15 protein-coding genes, 1 pseudogene and 1 riboswitch are annotated in these 14,839 nt (G+C 43.9%); of the genes and pseudogenes, 13 read left to right on the top strand and 3 right to left on the bottom strand.

All coding sequences use genetic code 11. The features are described 5' to 3' along the window. Nucleotides 1-2: 2 nt before the first annotated feature. The 9 genes from KQI91_RS06590 (at nucleotide 3) to KQI91_RS06550 (ending at nucleotide 8,544) form a co-directional block, all read left to right on the top strand. Entirely contained in the window at nucleotides 3-4,148 is a 4,146-nt protein-coding gene (locus KQI91_RS06590) for a hypothetical protein (protein ID WP_216392058.1), read from the top strand. A 78-nt stretch (nucleotides 4,149-4,226) separates the two neighbouring features. After that, nucleotides 4,227-5,138: an Ig-like domain-containing protein gene (locus tag KQI91_RS06585; protein WP_216392057.1), complete on the top strand. Its 912-nt coding sequence runs from the start codon at nucleotides 4,227-4,229 to the stop codon at nucleotides 5,136-5,138. A 1-nt stretch (nucleotide 5,139) separates the two neighbouring features. Beyond that, nucleotides 5,140-5,484 (top strand): PF13754 domain-containing protein, encoded by a 345-nt coding sequence (locus tag KQI91_RS06580; protein WP_216392056.1) that lies wholly within the window; start codon nucleotides 5,140-5,142, stop codon nucleotides 5,482-5,484. Then, the gene (locus KQI91_RS06575; RefSeq protein ID WP_216392055.1) at nucleotides 5,447-5,749 is read left to right on the top strand and encodes a hypothetical protein; all 303 of its coding nucleotides are present in this window, start codon (nucleotides 5,447-5,449) and stop codon (nucleotides 5,747-5,749) included. Before KQI91_RS06580 ends, KQI91_RS06575 begins: the two co-directional genes overlap by 38 nt. Nucleotides 5,750-5,753: 4 nt before the next feature. After that, the gene (locus KQI91_RS06570; protein ID WP_216392054.1) at nucleotides 5,754-5,996 is read left to right on the top strand and encodes a hypothetical protein; all 243 of its coding nucleotides are present in this window, start codon (nucleotides 5,754-5,756) and stop codon (nucleotides 5,994-5,996) included. A gap of 14 nt (nucleotides 5,997-6,010) precedes the next feature. Continuing rightward, a complete protein-coding gene (locus KQI91_RS06565; RefSeq protein WP_216392053.1) occupies nucleotides 6,011-6,484 on the top strand; it encodes a pyocin knob domain-containing protein in 474 nt (157 codons plus the stop codon). An 8-nt stretch (nucleotides 6,485-6,492) separates the two neighbouring features. Continuing rightward, nucleotides 6,493-6,744, top strand: a complete 252-nt coding sequence (locus KQI91_RS06560) for a hypothetical protein (protein ID WP_216392052.1) — start codon at nucleotides 6,493-6,495, stop codon at nucleotides 6,742-6,744. A gap of 2 nt (nucleotides 6,745-6,746) precedes the next feature. Further along, the gene (locus KQI91_RS06555) at nucleotides 6,747-7,079 is read left to right on the top strand and encodes a ribonuclease (protein WP_216392051.1); all 333 of its coding nucleotides are present in this window, start codon (nucleotides 6,747-6,749) and stop codon (nucleotides 7,077-7,079) included. A gap of 37 nt (nucleotides 7,080-7,116) precedes the next feature. Then, the gene (locus KQI91_RS06550) at nucleotides 7,117-8,544 is read left to right on the top strand and encodes a GH25 family lysozyme (protein ID WP_253288389.1); all 1,428 of its coding nucleotides are present in this window, start codon (nucleotides 7,117-7,119) and stop codon (nucleotides 8,542-8,544) included. Nucleotides 8,545-8,638: 94 nt separating this feature from the next. Here KQI91_RS06550 and KQI91_RS06545 read toward each other — a convergent pair. The 3 genes and pseudogenes from KQI91_RS06545 to KQI91_RS16065 all read right to left on the bottom strand — a co-directional run. Continuing rightward, nucleotides 8,639-8,737: pseudogene (locus KQI91_RS06545) on the bottom strand (manganese catalase family protein); the annotation flags it as partial. A 3-nt stretch (nucleotides 8,738-8,740) separates the two neighbouring features. Next, the gene (locus KQI91_RS06540) at nucleotides 8,741-9,025 is read right to left on the bottom strand and encodes a spore coat protein CotJB (RefSeq protein ID WP_216392050.1); all 285 of its coding nucleotides are present in this window, start codon (nucleotides 9,023-9,025) and stop codon (nucleotides 8,741-8,743) included. After that, complete coding sequence (locus KQI91_RS16065) at nucleotides 9,022-9,354, bottom strand: spore coat associated protein CotJA (protein WP_253288388.1); 333 nt, start codon at nucleotides 9,352-9,354, stop codon at nucleotides 9,022-9,024. The genes KQI91_RS06540 and KQI91_RS16065 overlap by 4 nt, the downstream gene beginning before the upstream one ends. A gap of 195 nt (nucleotides 9,355-9,549) precedes the next feature. Here KQI91_RS16065 and KQI91_RS06530 point away from each other — a divergent pair, with 195 nt between their 5' ends. The 4 genes from KQI91_RS06530 to KQI91_RS06515 all read left to right on the top strand — a co-directional run bounded on the left by KQI91_RS06530 (nucleotide 9,550) and on the right by KQI91_RS06515 (nucleotide 14,837). After that, nucleotides 9,550-10,842 (top strand): Na+/H+ antiporter NhaC family protein, encoded by a 1,293-nt coding sequence (locus KQI91_RS06530; RefSeq protein WP_216392049.1) that lies wholly within the window; start codon nucleotides 9,550-9,552, stop codon nucleotides 10,840-10,842. Between the two features lie 98 nt (nucleotides 10,843-10,940). Further along, a riboswitch (cobalamin riboswitch) is annotated at nucleotides 10,941-11,146 on the top strand. Nucleotides 11,147-11,330: 184 nt separating this feature from the next. Beyond that, nucleotides 11,331-12,665, top strand: coding sequence for a sirohydrochlorin cobaltochelatase (locus KQI91_RS06525; RefSeq protein WP_216392048.1), 1,335 nt, complete (start codon nucleotides 11,331-11,333; stop codon nucleotides 12,663-12,665). A gap of 94 nt (nucleotides 12,666-12,759) precedes the next feature. Continuing rightward, nucleotides 12,760-13,653 carry a hypothetical protein gene (locus tag KQI91_RS06520; protein WP_216392047.1) on the top strand — a complete coding sequence of 298 codons (894 nt, stop codon included), beginning with the start codon at nucleotides 12,760-12,762 and terminating at the stop codon, nucleotides 13,651-13,653. Between the two features lie 2 nt (nucleotides 13,654-13,655). Continuing rightward, entirely contained in the window at nucleotides 13,656-14,837 is a 1,182-nt protein-coding gene (locus KQI91_RS06515; protein WP_253288387.1) for an ABC transporter substrate-binding protein, read from the top strand. Nucleotides 14,838-14,839: the final 2 nt, after the last annotated feature.

Raw genomic sequence — 14,839 nt, 5'->3', positions numbered from 1 at the left:
GGATGATAAAGACAACTGCAGCTTATAAAGAAGCTTTAAAAGAAAAAGGAATATTTCACCACAAAGTGATCATTAATTTCCCGGACGGAAGCAACGACACCGTGGAAGACCTGGATATCTATACATTTCAGATATCCGAAGGCACCTCAAACACAAGCAGCTTCGACCTTGGCGCGGCGATAGCGCAGCAGTTAACGCTGAAGCTAAACAATATTGATGGAAGATTTGATGAGCATGACTTCAACGGTGCCGTAATAACTGCACAAGTAGGTTTGGAATTATTGAATGGGTCTGTTGAGTGGCTGGATAAAGGTAAATTCACAGCGGAACCGGGGGAAGAGTCGGGAAATTCGGTATCTGTAAAGGCTTTTGATGATATGACTAAGTTTGACCGGCCGTATTCGCTTAGTGAGCTTGTATATCCGGCAACTCTTGGAGCCATAGTAAGGGATGCCTGCAGTTGCTGTGGAGTTACCCTGGCATCAGATACAGCAGCTTTCGACAACGATAATTTTGTTGTACAGAACCGGCCGGATGATTCTGCACTGACATTTCGGCAGGTGTTACAGTGGGCAGGGCAGATTGCCTGCAAATTTTTTAGGATCAACAGATTTGGAAAATTATCTGCACAGTGGTACGACACAGAACTTCTGGAATCAACCTGGATCCGAAAAGAAAATACGATCTGGACCGATATTGATGGAAATGCGATATTGGATATGAATGGACAGGAAATCCGTATAGATGCGGGAAAAGTGCTAAAAAATGGCAACTCAAATACTGTAGATGTCGATGCAACAGAGAAGATACTGAAAATAGATGATCTTTTATCAGGATCAACGATCCAGACAGATGATGTAGTAATTACCGGAATTCGTGTGATGGAGGAAGGGGAAGAAGGCACAGAGGAGATAACCTATCAGTCAGGTGCAGACGGTTATGTTTTGGAAATTTCTGGGAATAAGCTGATCCAAAAAAGCAGCGGCGCAACCGTGGCTGCATATTTAGGCGAACGCTTAAATGGAGTACAGTTTCGGCCGATGTCGGTCAGCACACCTGCAGATCCTGCAAGGGAAGCAGGCGATATTGGGCTCGTGATCGATGCAAAAAAACGGTACCACAAAACAATCTTCACAAATGTGGAATATACAGCTCATACATCGCAGAATCTGATATCTGGAGCTGAAGCACCTACGCGTCTTTCGAGCACGAGATACAGTCAGGCTACTCAGGTCTACAAAGAATTACGTGCAAACATGAAGAGACAGAAAACAGAGTGGGACACTGCATTTGGCAATTTGCAGGATGCAATGAAAACAAAGAATGGTCTTTTTCCGATTCATGAAACAATGGGAGATGGAAGCACCATTCTTTATTTTTGCGACAAACCGGAATTATCCGATGCTACGATTGTTGTGAAATTCAGTGCTGCAGGCTGGGGAATGTCGACGGACGGTGGGAAGACCTGGAATTCCGGATGGCTAGTTGACGGTACCATGATCGCTACAATACTGAATGTGATTGGTATCAATGCAAAATGGATCAATGCTGGAGCGTTGGCAGTAAAGGATTCCAATGGAAAACTTATTTTTGAGGTGGACATGGATAAAAAGTCCGTGTACATGGATCCTGATACGCTGACCATAGGTGGAATGTCACTGTCAAAAAAACTGCAATCCATGGACGAGAATATCGCATCTGCCAGGAATATGACCCTGCAGCTGTCGAATGACATGCAGACGATCACATCTGATTCAGACGGCAATATTCCGGTATTCCCGTCAGTATCTACAAGAGCGACCGTAATGTATGGCACGCAGGACATTACCGGAGATTGTAGCTTTACGGTCACAGTATCCGAAAGCATTTCTGGCTCCTGGAATGAAGCAACTCATACATACACAGTCAAAGGATTAACTGCCGATGATGGCTGGGTGGATATCAAGGCAACGTATTTGAGCAATCTATCCATTACGAAGAGATTTACCATCTCGAAGCAACGATCAGGCAAACCGGGCTCCGCTGGAAAAGGAATCAAAGGCACTCCAAAAAGTCAATATCAGGTGTCCGAATCGGGCACAACTGCTCCGACTGGTGCATGGTCAGATACAATCCCGACTGTACCTGAAGGAAAATATCTATGGACAAAGACCGTTACTGAATATACAGACGGAACAAGCACAACTGGATATTCGGTCTCTCATATCGGCAAAAATGGAGCCGAGGGAAATGGTGTGACCGGAACAGAAGTGGCATATCAGGCATCAGACAATGGCACAACTCCACCAACGGGAGAATGGAGCAAGAATCCTCCGGAAAGCAAGCCAGGCCAGTATATCTGGACCAGAGTTACAACCACATACAGCAAAGGCGATCCTGTGATATCTTATTCGGTTGGAAAAATCGGTGAAAACGGGAAACAGCTCTATACATGGAGAAAATATGCATTAAGACCAGACGGAATGGACATGACAGATAGTCCTGAGTATACGGTTCTATTGGATACGGCGGACACCCCATTGCTTGATGCGGCAGGACAAAAAATATATGCATACGCAGAAGCGGTATATGTTGGAATCGCAGACAATAAAACTACGGAAACACCGTCTGATAATCCAAAAGATTATATATGGAGTCGCTTCCGAGGAGAAGATGGAGCTGATGGCATTGGCATTCCAGGGGAGAATGGAGAAACCTCTTACATCCATACCGCTTACGCAAATAGTCCTGATGGTATAAAAGATTTTTCGACAACCAACTCTGATAGAATATATATTGGCCATTATACCGATTTCGAAAAACCGGACAGCTCCGATCCTGGAAAATATACATGGGCAAGAATGCGAGGAGAAGATGGTGTTCCGGGAAGAACATATTATCTTAGAGCCAACGCAGAAATATTGTTGATGGGTCAGAACAAAAAAGTCAGTCCAAATAAACTTAGTGTCAATGCATATTATCGCGATGGACAGGGACCGGAAAAAGAGTTTGCGGGATGGTGGAAAGCGGAAAGAAGCTCTGATTCGGGAGAAACCTGGACAACGATTACGCTTAATCAGACAAAAGCTACAAGCACATGCTCAATAACTTCTTCCCTTCAGATGATTGGTTCTCGTGGAGTAATCAGAGTGACTTGTTATCTTGACGAATCCAAAACAAGCATCGCTGATATGCAGACTTATTCAGTTGCTCTTGATGTTGCAGCATTAACACAGGAACAGATTGTTGAGATATTGTCCAATGACGGCGAATGGAAAGGGCTTTATTACCTAAAAGGTCATCTGTACATCAGCCTGGATGCATTGCTGGGAAATTGTGCAACATTGGGTGGAAAGAAAAACGGAAACGGATACCTCAAAATACAGGATGACAAGGGCATAGTCAAAGGCCTTATTGATTACTCCGGATATACTGTTTTTACAAATTATGAAGAAAATTCAGAGTACATGAAATACACAGGAGTCCAGTTTTCAAGCGATGGAATATTACCTGTTGATTTCACGAAATATTTTGGAAGTAATCTGGATATTGAAGTCGCTGCCACTGATTGGGGAATCAGTTGGGACAACGGAGAGCTGATTGTAGAAGCTTCGGAAGTGTCGGCTGGCACAGGTGAATTCAAAGATTTGACAGCAACAGAAAGCTTGACTGCTAAAAAATGCGATTTGGAGATCGCTAATATGAAGGTATCGGGGCCGTGTACTTTTGATGATGAAGAAAATGAGCCATTGTTCAAACAAAGTTTTAGGGTTCAAGGATTTGGGTTTACGACAGCCGGATGGAATGCCTGGATTTCAAACACTGATTACAGGCTTCGGGCATATGGTTCTTCGTCCGAAAGATACAAGATTCTTGGAGCTTCGTTATCAGAAGAATTTATCGAGAATCTGTACAACATTGAACCAATAATGGCAAGGTACAGAGACGGATACCTTGAAGAACACGATGAACGTGCAGGAGTTTATTTCCCGATGTTCCGTGCGGAAGATGTAGACAAATATTTTCCGTTGGCGGTCGATCACATAGACGGAAAAGCAGAGAACTGGAATGAACGTATTATGATCCCGGCTATGTTTGCGATGCTTAAGCAGCAGAAACGGGAAATCGAGAAACTGAAACGCAGCATTCGGACATTGAAAGGAGAATGACATGAAAAGATGGTTCGGACTTCCACCATAGAGAGGGAAGGATACTTATTGACTAATTATTGCAGAAAGGAAGAAAAAATGGCAGTAAAAACAGTACAGGCCGTTGTAAATGGCCAGACCTATACACTTACATTAAACAGCAGTACAGGAAAATACGAAGCAACAATCACGGCACCGATAAGATCCAGTTACAACCTGAGCGGGCACTATTATCCAGTGACGGTCAAGGCAACTGATGATGCAGGGAATGTAACGACAAAAGATGCAACTGATTCCACACTCGGAACGTCATTGCAGTTAAAAGTAAAAGAAAAAACTGCTCCAAAGATTGAGATTACATCACCGACTGCAGGAAGCTATATTACTAATAGCAAGCCTACGATTACGTTTACTGTTAAAGATGATGACTCAGGAGTTAATACTGCAACTATTGGAATTACGATCGATTCTGGCTCCAAGATTACTGGTGATGCTATTACCAAGAAGGCAACTACAAGTGGATACGAATGCACATATACACCAACTTCGGCATTGTCTGATGGATCACATACAGTCAAGATCGATGTGTCTGATAATGATGGAAATGCTGCTACCCAGGCATCAGTTACCTTTAAGGTAGATACTGTTCCGCCGACCCTGAGCATTATGACACCGTCAAATGGACTTGTAACTAATCAGGCAGCATGCACCGTCAAAGGTACGACCAACGATGCTACATCCAGTCCGGTTAAGGTTACTATCAAACACAATGTCGGTGCAGCAGAGAGCGTTGAAGTCGGAACTGATGGCAGCTTCTCCAAGGCTCTTACCCTGGTGACAGGTACCAATACAATCACTGTTGTGGCTACCGACTCTGCTGGCAAGACCACAACTGTTGTCAGAACCGTCAAACTGGATACGACTGCACCAACGATCAAGAGCGTTACCCTCAATCCGAACCCGGTAGACGCAGGAAGGACATTCGTTATCAGCGTAGAAGTCACAGACTGATATGGTTGAGCGGGTATACGGAAAGGCAAACGGCACGGATGTGATCTTCTCCCGTGCCAGCAACGCAACATGGGAGATTGCCGTACCGTGGGAGGATGACGGAAAGTATACAGCAGAGATCTTTGCAGAGGATGAGGCGGGTAATACGTCTCATCTCTGCACGATGTTATTTGTTATTTCTGGACACGAGCTGCAGGCTTGTATTGTGCTGGATGACGAGAAACAGGTCAGCGTGGATGAGAAGAAATACTACGTAGAAGTCCGGGAATGCAACAAGACGATAGAAATACAGGAAGGGGGCTATCAGGTTGAGCGTATCATATGTGGGACAACCGGTACAGTATGATCTGCCGGAGGCGAGATATCTGAGAGCGGAGGTCAAACCAAAATGCGACACAGAACTGCCCTTCGTAATCGACAGTGCCAGATGGGAGCTGTATTACAAAGGTGATGACGGGGATGTCCTGGAAGCTTCTGGAGACTGCAACATTAAGGCTCATGAAATCTCTGCCTATATACAGCCGAAAAAAGAAGGCACATATCGATTCAAGTATATTTACGAGATAGCAGGAGAAACATGGGTGGATAATATTAAGATAAAGGCGGGGTGATTGCATGATTCAGTTTTTTGGAGCAAGCATATCACCGAATCCAGTAGACGCAGGAAAGACATATAAGATATCTGTGGATGTCGATGATGTCTTTTCTGTTTTTACGGATATCTCGGGGAATCTGATATGTGACACAGATGGAAAGACGATATATGTGTCAGTCGATGAGACGCTGAAATTGATGAAAGATACTGCCGGCAATCCGATCAGGGATACCACCGGCGAGACAATAGAGCTTGAATTATAGAGAGGATGAAAAAAATGGGAAAGTGGTCAGATTATACTACCAAGGCAGCTCCTGCAGATACAGATGACATTATGATCTATGATGCGACTGGAAAGGCGAATAAGAGAGTGACGTTTACTGGATTGTGGAACTGGATCATCGACAAACTGACAAATGCGGTGATCGGTAAACTGGAAACTGACAATAAAACGATCGTTGGAGCGATTAACGGACTGAATGCAGCCAGATATCCGTTTTTATCCAAAGGTACAGTAGTTACCAGCGAAAACCTGAATACTGCGACAGCGTCAGGACTCCAGGACAAGATCTACGGGAAAGCCTGCACCAATAGTCCAGGATTCGGATGCTTCGTCCTGAACGTTAAAGAGTCATCCACGAATGCAATATTCCAGATTGCACTGGGATACCAGAATTCGAATATAGCAGTGAGAACCGGAAATAATGCAGGAACATGGACCGCTTGGATAAAGATCTACGAAGAAAAGTGAGGAAGCAGATGGAAACGATTATCTCATCCTGCATTAGTGCAGCAGTAACACTCATTGTGTGCCTGATCAGCAACCACAGCCAGTCGGAGAAGACCAGAGCCCTGATGGAGTATAAGCTGGAAGAACTGACAAAGCGAGTGGACAAGCACAACAATGTTGTAGAAAGAACATATATCCTGGAAAAGGAAATGGAAGTCCAGGAAGAGCAGATTAAAGCAGCAAATCATAGGATAGAAGATCTGGAACATAAAGGAGAATGAACATGGACATTAACGTAATGATGCAGTATGTAACTTATGGACTGGCAGCACTGGGGGCACTTGCCTTCCTGGTATCGATCATCGTGCAGGTGATCAAGGAAATGCCTGGCCTTAATAAGATTCCAACAAGTATCGTGGCATTGATCACATCACTGATTCTGTGCCCGATTGCTCTAATCATCTTATGTACATATTATAAGGTGACAATTATCTGGTATTATATTGTAGCTTCTGTAGTCGGTGCATTTATTGTATATCTTGTTGCAACCGGCGGATGGGAGCGGGTAAAAGAAATTTGGGACAGAACAAAATACAAAGACTCAGAGGGCGAGTGATCGTCCTCTTGCTTATTATATAGCAGGAGGGATGAACATGGAATTAAAAGGAATTGATGTCTCTGCACACCAGGGAAAAATCAACTGGGATAAGGTAGCTGCTTACGGTATGGATTTCGTGATGCTCCGCATTACCGAAATGGGAAATGTCGTAGATTCATATTTCGAGACCAACTATGCAGCATGCAACAAGTACAATATTCCGGTCGGAGTATACAAATACTCTTATGCAATGACGATTACAGAGATCCAGAGCGAAGCTCGGAAGGTAGTCTCTACACTCAACGGACGCAAGATCCAGTATCCGGTGTGGCTTGATCTGGAATATCACAACCAGAGGACACTTGGAGCAGAGAGTATCCACAAGATGGCTGATGCATTCCGGGAAATTGTAGAGGCAGCAGGCTATAAGTTTGGGATTTACTGTAACCTGGACTGGTACACAAACATGATCTGTAGTCATCTGAAAAAATACGATTTCTGGATTGCCCGTTATCCAACCAATGACAACGGCACTCTTCAGGAAAGATTGCGACCGGATTTCGGAGTGGGCTGGCAGTATTCCAGTAAAGCAACAATTCCGGGCATCAGTACAAAAGTAGACCGCAATATATTTTATAAGAACTATGTAGAAGAACAGAAGAAGGAGGAAACAGCAGTGGCGACAACAGACAAACTGAAAGAATTTACAGATCTTGGTGATCTTTATGCTGGTGAGGAAACTGGTAAACCGTATCTGGAAAAAGCTACACTTGCATATTTGGATGATTTTCAGAAAAATGCTGGGTATAATAATTACACGAAGTTCGCCCGTGATGTCAACAGCTGGGGACAGCCGGGATGCCAGGGACAGCCATGGTGTGCTGTTTATCAGTTCTGGAAACTGGTCAAAGTATTTGGACTGACGAAAGCGCTGCAGATCATGGGAGGCGGTTTTTATAACTGCCAGAGTGTGACCCGGCATGCAAAACAGAAAGGAACATGGAAAAAGACACCGAAGAAAGGTGCACTGATCATCTTCCGGAACGGTTCACATATTGGATCTGTGCGGACATATGATACAAAATATGTGTACACCAATGAGGGAAACACTTCCAGTGCAGCAGGTGTAGTTGCCAACGGCGGCGCATGCCGGAATAAAAAGTACAAACTTACGGATTCTGCGATTGATGGCTATGTGTGGATCGATTATGGAACAAAGACAGATCAGGCATCCACAGAGACGGCAAAGACCCTGAATACAAAACCGAAATTCGTTGGCAAGGTCACAGCAACAGAACTCAATGTCCGTTCCTGGGCAGGAGCAGAAAATCCGAAGATTAAGAAGTGGCCACTCCTGAAAAAAGGAAATCTGGTAGATGTTTGTGATACCGTCAAGGCTGCTGATGGGTCAGACTGGTACTATATCAGGATTGATGGTAAGTACTATGGATTCGTTGCAGCTCGATATATCCAGAAGCAGTAATATATAATAAGAAGAAATCCCGGCAGGTACCCACTGCCGGGAGAATATTGTATCATCTTAAAAATGTCAAATTTTTGTATTATAGGGTATTGAAGTCCGGTCCACCATACTGACTCATGATGAACTGTGCAATTTTGGCATTTGGAGTTTTTATATTTACCGGATATTGAAGCCTTTTTTCATAATTCCACATAAACTACCTGCAACCTCCTTCCGTTTCCCATGGAAATGGCTGCTGTACCCATTTCCATGTATCACCGCCGGATTCCAGAGCAGCATCTACGGTCAGCGGTCCATAGCACTGTGCATATTCTTTTATCAACTTCTGACGTTCCTGTTCACATTCCTGATAAAAAGAAAGTGCCTCTTCACAACATGGATGCGTATCCAGATAAAGCAGGACGTCATTCACTGCAAAACTGACTTCGTTGATACGATTCATCAACTTTTCACGGGCAGTACACTGGTTACGATACATCATCTCTGAGCACCTCGCTTTCCACAGAACGGTTTACAAAGCTGAGGAAAAACAGTGCCGACTTTCAGAGCATATCCAAGATCATATGTGGTTGTGAATTTCTGGCACGGAACATATGCCATGGCCGGTTCCATCTGATCGATATGCGTATACATTTCCGCATCTCTCGTTTTTGCATCTGGAAGATGGCAGGGACACGGGGCTGGACGGGATGGCTGATTTCGGGAGTTGTTCCGACAGGAACACTGCTGCCCGGACATCATCTCTTTTGCCATTCCACAGGTTGCGTTATATGGGCGGCCACATGGACGATTCATCTGATAATTTTCCATGAGCGAATCCTTTCTGTCACAAAAAATGTGTCTCTATATTTTATGACATAAATGTAGAAAGGTGCGCATAGGAGAAAGATTCATAAAAACTGGATGTGCGGGCTGCAGGAAGAGGTTATGTGATCGTTCTTATTTTACAATTCTGCTGATCCATGCTATTATGATAAAACATTAAAACACGAAAGGAAAAGCAGTATGGAATTTCTGACGTTGGGAATCTTTTGCACATTGCTCATTGTATGCATCATCACGGGAAAATCTATTTTATATGCTCTTTCGGCGGGGCTGATCCTGTTCAGTCTGTATGGGAAACAGCAGGGGTATACCTGGAAAGAGATAGGCAGAATGGCACTGCAGGGAGTAGGAAAAGTAAAAAATATTCTTGTTACATTTGTTCTGATTGGAATATTGACGGCACTCTGGCGGCAGGCAGGAACGATTTCGGCAATCATCTGCTATACAGTGCATCTGATAAGACCGTCTACTTTTTTACTTATGACGTTCCTTTTGAATTGCCTGGTTTCAGTACTGACGGGAACTGCATTGGGAACAGCAGCAACCATTGGTGTTGTGTGTGCCACAATGGGAACTGCACTTGGAATCAGTTCGTGGATGATCGGTGGGGCGATTCTGTCAGGCGTGTATTTTGGTGATCGATGTTCACCGGTATCTACAAGCGCTTTGCTGGTAGCAGAACTGACAGAAACAAGTGTTTACGAAAATATAAAAAATATGATAAAAAGTGCAGTGTTTCCATTTGTGTTTACCTGCATCGTATATTTTACAGTCAGTATGCAGCTTCATGGCAAAGCAGAAATCCCGGATCTGGCATATATTTTCAAATCTGAATTCTGGATCAGCTGGATTACACTTCTCCCGGCAGTTGTGATACTGGTACTCTCTGTGATGAAGGCGGGGGTTAAAGCAGCCATGTCTGCGAGTATTGTTACCGCAATCCCAATCTGCATTGCGGTGCAGCATATGCCGGTACAGAAATTACCAGGATTGTTACTAATGGGATACCATTCAGCAGATCTGACGATTGCCGGAATGCTGAATGGAGGGGGGATTGCATCTATGTTGAAAGTTGGAGCGATCGTCTGTATTTCTTCATCCTATTCCGGTATTTTTCAAAAGACCGGAATTCTCGACGGACTCCAGAAAATGGTATATACGCTTGCTGAAAAAACGCAACCATATTTTGCTGTTCTTGTGACTGCGATTCTGACCAGTGTAATTGCATGCAATCAGACGCTTGCGATCATGCTGACAGATCAGCTCTGCAGCAAAACAGAATCAGATAATCTGCGATTTGCAAACTTTCTGGAAGACAGTGCAGTGATCGTAGCGCCTTTGGTTCCGTGGTCGATTGCATGTGCAGTTCCACTGACTGCGGCAGGAGCACCGGGATACAGTATTTTATTTGCACTGTTTCTTTACCTGCTTCCGGTATGGGATCTGCTGATGTTCAGGAAAAGAAAAATATGATCGGTGATCTGGGGCGGCATATACAGCGAGAGATTTCCCTGCAAAAAAGTGCATGCCCTATTGTAAAATTGCAAAAATAGTGGTATTCTGTAAGAAATTGAATAATAAAAATAACAGGTGCTGGTGTTATAGTATTAAATAATCATCAGTTAAAAGGGAAACAGGTGTAAGTCCTGTACGATCTCGTCACTGTATGCAGGGAATGCGGAATCATGTGTATGTGCACAGTCACTGGGAAACTGGGAAGACGATTTCAGCGTGATGATCTGTGAGTCAGGAAACCTGCCTGCTATTGGTACGGGGATTTTATATTCCGGATCACGAGTCATTGGTTGTACCATAATCCAGAAACTCTTAGCCCGGTGCAGGAGTTTTTTTATTGTGAAGGGCTGCCCGCCCTTGAAAAATAAAAACGCTGCCCGGCACTGTCCGTACTTTGTTATTCATTTTAAAATTTCATGAAAAGACAAGTACAGGAGGAAACAAACATGAAAAACAAAATCGTAAAAGCACTTGCACTGGCAATGACTGTAGCAACTGTTACAATGATGGGTTCTGCAAGTATTTATGCCGCAGATGATGCTGCTGAAACAGCAACAGAAGAGACAGCAGACGATGCAGAAGCAGCAGACGGAGAAGAGGCTTCTGATGATCAGGCAGCAGCAGACAATGTTGCAGCGCTGATCGACAAGATCTATGTTCAGGAAAGAAACGACACAACAGATGAAGACTGTAAGGCAGCCAAAGAAGCATGGGATGCACTGACAGATGCACAGAAAGAACTGGTAGAAGGCGAAGAAGCAAGCCCGGAATATTTCGGACGTGACACAGGCGATGCTTCTCAGGATGATCCGCGTAATCAGGATGAGATTGGCGAGAATGAACTTCTGGTTGTAAGCTTTGGTACATCTTTCAACGACAGCCGTGCACAGGACATCAAAGGAATTGAAGATGCTCTGGCAGCAGCTTATCCGGACTGGTCTGTAAGACGTGCATTTACAGCTCAGATCATCATCAACCATGTAGAAGCAAGAGATGATGAAGCAATCGACAATATGGATCAGGCTCTTGACCGCGCAGTAGCAAACGGAGTTAAGAATCTTGTTGTTCAGCCTACACATCTGATGCATGGCGCTGAATACGATGAAATGGTAGAAGCAATCGACAACTACAAAGATAAATTTGAATCTGTGGCAATCGCAGAGCCAATGCTTGGTGAAGTTGGTGATGATGCTACAGTGATCAATGATGACAAAAAAGCAGTTGCACAGGCTATCACAGATGAAGCTTGCAAGGTAGCAGGATATGACAGCATGGAAGCAGCCGCTGAAGACGGAACAGCATTCGTATTCATGGGACATGGTACTTCTCATACAGCAAATGTAACATACGATCAGATGCAGACACAGATGGAAGACCTTGGATTCACAAACGCTTTCATCGGAACTGTTGAAGGTGAACCGGAAGACACAGCATGCGAAGAAGTTATCGCAAAAGTCAAAGACGCAGGTTTCAAGAAAGTTGTTCTTCGTCCGCTTATGGTTGTTGCTGGTGACCATGCAAACAACGATATGGCTGGTGATGATGAAGATTCCTGGAAGAGCCAGTTCGAGGCATCCGGAGCATTTGACAGCGTTGACTGCCAGATCGAAGGTCTTGGAAGAATCGCTGCAGTTGAAGATCTGTATGTAGCACATACAAAAGCAGCAATTGATTCTCTTGGCACAACGGAAGAAGCAACAGATGATACAGAAGAAGCTTCCGATGATGCAGCAGAGGAAGTGACGGATGATGCAGCTGATACCACAGAAGAAGCAGAATAATAAATAATACATAATTTATGTAAGATAATGGGACTGCCCGGAAGGCTGAATGGTCTTCCGGGCATTTCCTGTAAAAACAGGAGGATTTTATATTATGAAACGTTCAGTGGCAATGATGGCATGTGTATTAAGCGGAGCACTTATGATTGGTGGTTACAGTCCGGTTCTGGCAGATTCAGAAGCCAAAGAAGTGGCTGCGACGGCGACAGATCCACAGGAGGCGGAAGAAAACAGCAAAGGAGAGGTCCTGGAAGATGGTATCTACAGTGCTGAATTTGATACCGACAGCTCTATGTTTCATGTAAATGAAGCAAATGATGGAAAAGGAACGCTGACTGTTAAAGATGGGAAGATGACCATCCATGTAAGCCTGAATTCCAAGAAGATTGTAAATCTGTTTGTCGGAACAGCAGAAGATGCACAGAAGGACGGTGCAGAAATTCTTGAGCCTACGACAGACACAGTCACATACAGCGATGGAATGACAGATGAAGTTTACGGGTTTGATATTCCGGTGCCGGCCATTGATGAAGAATTTGATGTTGCCCTGATCGGAACGAAGAATAAATGGTATGATCACAAAGTTAAAGTGACAAATCCTCAGAAAGAAGCCGACTCTGCAGAAACAGATACCAAAAAAGTAACAGCAGAAGATCTCAAATTAGAAGATGGTGATTATACTGCGGACGTAAAGCTGGAAGGCGGATCCGGTAAGGCAACGGTAACTTCACCTGCAGCATTTACAGTAAAAGATGGCGAAGTAACTGCTTCTGTAGAATGGAGCAGCCCATATTATGATTACATGCTGATCGGTGACGACAAATATGAACCGGTCAATGAGGACGGTAATTCAGTATTCGAGATTCCGGTAGATGGTTTTGATTATCCGATGGAAGTTGTGGCGGATACAGTTGCAATGAGTACCCCTCATGAGATTGAATATACCTTACAGTTTGATTCTGCAAGTATTAAAGAGGCTGAAAAGTAAAAATGAGAAAAAAGTTACGGATGTTTTTGTGTGCAGCACTGAGTACATCTATGCTGATGGTAACACCGGTTTTTGTGCAGGCAGCCGGGGAAACAGAAAAAGTAGAAGAAATAAACAAAACAAACAGCGCAGATCTGGCAGGGCTGAAATATGATCATAGTCTGGAACTGCAGTATGCAGATCAGTTTTCTGTGGATTATTATGAAGGCGGATATGCCCTGATCACAATCGAGGGAGACGGACAGTTTCTGCTGGTGCCGGAGGGAAAAGAGGCACCAGATGGACTAGACAGTGATATTGCAGTGATCAGACAGCCATTGCAGAATATCTATCTGGTAGCAACATCTGCAATGGATCTTTTCTGTGCGCTGGATGGACTGGACAGTATCAGTCTTTCAGGCACGAATGCAGACGGATGGTATATTGATGAAGCAAAGAAAGCACTGGAAGACGGAAGTATTTCTTTTGCCGGAAAATACAGTGCACCGGATTATGAACTGATCTTGTCAAAGAACTGTGATCTGGCAATTGAGTCTACGATGATCTACCACAAACCAGAAGTGAAAGAAAAACTGGAACAGTTTGGAATTCCTGTTCTGGTTGAGCATTCCAGCTACGAAAGTCATCCCCTTGGACGTACAGAATGGTTGAAATTATATGGAGTTCTTCTTGGAAAAGAAGATCTTGCAGATAAATTATTTCAGGAGCAGGTAGATAAACTGAAAGCGATAGAAGACAGTGAGTCTACCGAAAAAACAGTGGCTTTCTTCTATATTAATTCTGTCGGTGCGGCAAATGTCCGCAAGTCCGGGGATTATGTGTCAAAGATGATCGAACTTGCCGGTGGAAAATATATTTTCAATGATCTTGGCGAGGAGGAAGACAATTCTCTTTCTACTATGAACATGCAAATGGAAGAATTTTATGCCGGAGCAAAAGATGCAGACTATATTATCTATAACAGCACGATCGACGGAGAACTGACAGATATCAGTCAGATGTTGGAGAAGAGTTCGCTCCTGGCTGATTTCAAGGCAGTCAAAGATGGAAATGTCTGGTGCACGAATCAGAATCTGTTTCAGGAGACAATGGAGCTGGGAACTATGATTGAAGATATCCATACGATGCTCACTTCAGATGATCCACAGCTGGATACATTGACATATATGCATAAATTGAAATAAAG

Source organism: Blautia sp. MSJ-19, assembly GCF_018918125.1.
Lineage (GTDB): Bacteria > Bacillota > Clostridia > Lachnospirales > Lachnospiraceae > Blautia_A.
The sequence above is the reverse complement of the archived record's forward strand: the minus strand, read 5'-3'. Positions and strand labels throughout refer to the sequence as shown.

Coding starts and splice junctions, on each gene's coding strand:
- KQI91_RS06590 (WP_216392058.1), top strand. CDS start 3: ATGATAAAGACAACTGCAGCTTATAAAGAAGCTTTAAAAGAAAAAGGA.
- KQI91_RS06585 (WP_216392057.1), top strand. CDS start 4,227: ATGGCAGTAAAAACAGTACAGGCCGTTGTAAATGGCCAGACCTATACA.
- KQI91_RS06580 (WP_216392056.1), top strand. CDS start 5,140: ATGGTTGAGCGGGTATACGGAAAGGCAAACGGCACGGATGTGATCTTC.
- KQI91_RS06570 (WP_216392054.1), top strand. CDS start 5,754: ATGATTCAGTTTTTTGGAGCAAGCATATCACCGAATCCAGTAGACGCA.
- KQI91_RS06565 (WP_216392053.1), top strand. CDS start 6,011: ATGGGAAAGTGGTCAGATTATACTACCAAGGCAGCTCCTGCAGATACA.
- KQI91_RS06560 (WP_216392052.1), top strand. CDS start 6,493: ATGGAAACGATTATCTCATCCTGCATTAGTGCAGCAGTAACACTCATT.
- KQI91_RS06555 (WP_216392051.1), top strand. CDS start 6,747: ATGGACATTAACGTAATGATGCAGTATGTAACTTATGGACTGGCAGCA.
- KQI91_RS06550 (WP_253288389.1), top strand. CDS start 7,117: ATGGAATTAAAAGGAATTGATGTCTCTGCACACCAGGGAAAAATCAAC.
- KQI91_RS06540 (WP_216392050.1), bottom strand. CDS start 9,025: ATGATGTATCGTAACCAGTGTACTGCCCGTGAAAAGTTGATGAATCGT.
- KQI91_RS16065 (WP_253288388.1), bottom strand. CDS start 9,354: ATGGAAAATTATCAGATGAATCGTCCATGTGGCCGCCCATATAACGCA.
- KQI91_RS06530 (WP_216392049.1), top strand. CDS start 9,550: ATGGAATTTCTGACGTTGGGAATCTTTTGCACATTGCTCATTGTATGC.
- KQI91_RS06525 (WP_216392048.1), top strand. CDS start 11,331: ATGAAAAACAAAATCGTAAAAGCACTTGCACTGGCAATGACTGTAGCA.
- KQI91_RS06520 (WP_216392047.1), top strand. CDS start 12,760: ATGAAACGTTCAGTGGCAATGATGGCATGTGTATTAAGCGGAGCACTT.
- KQI91_RS06515 (WP_253288387.1), top strand. CDS start 13,656: ATGAGAAAAAAGTTACGGATGTTTTTGTGTGCAGCACTGAGTACATCT.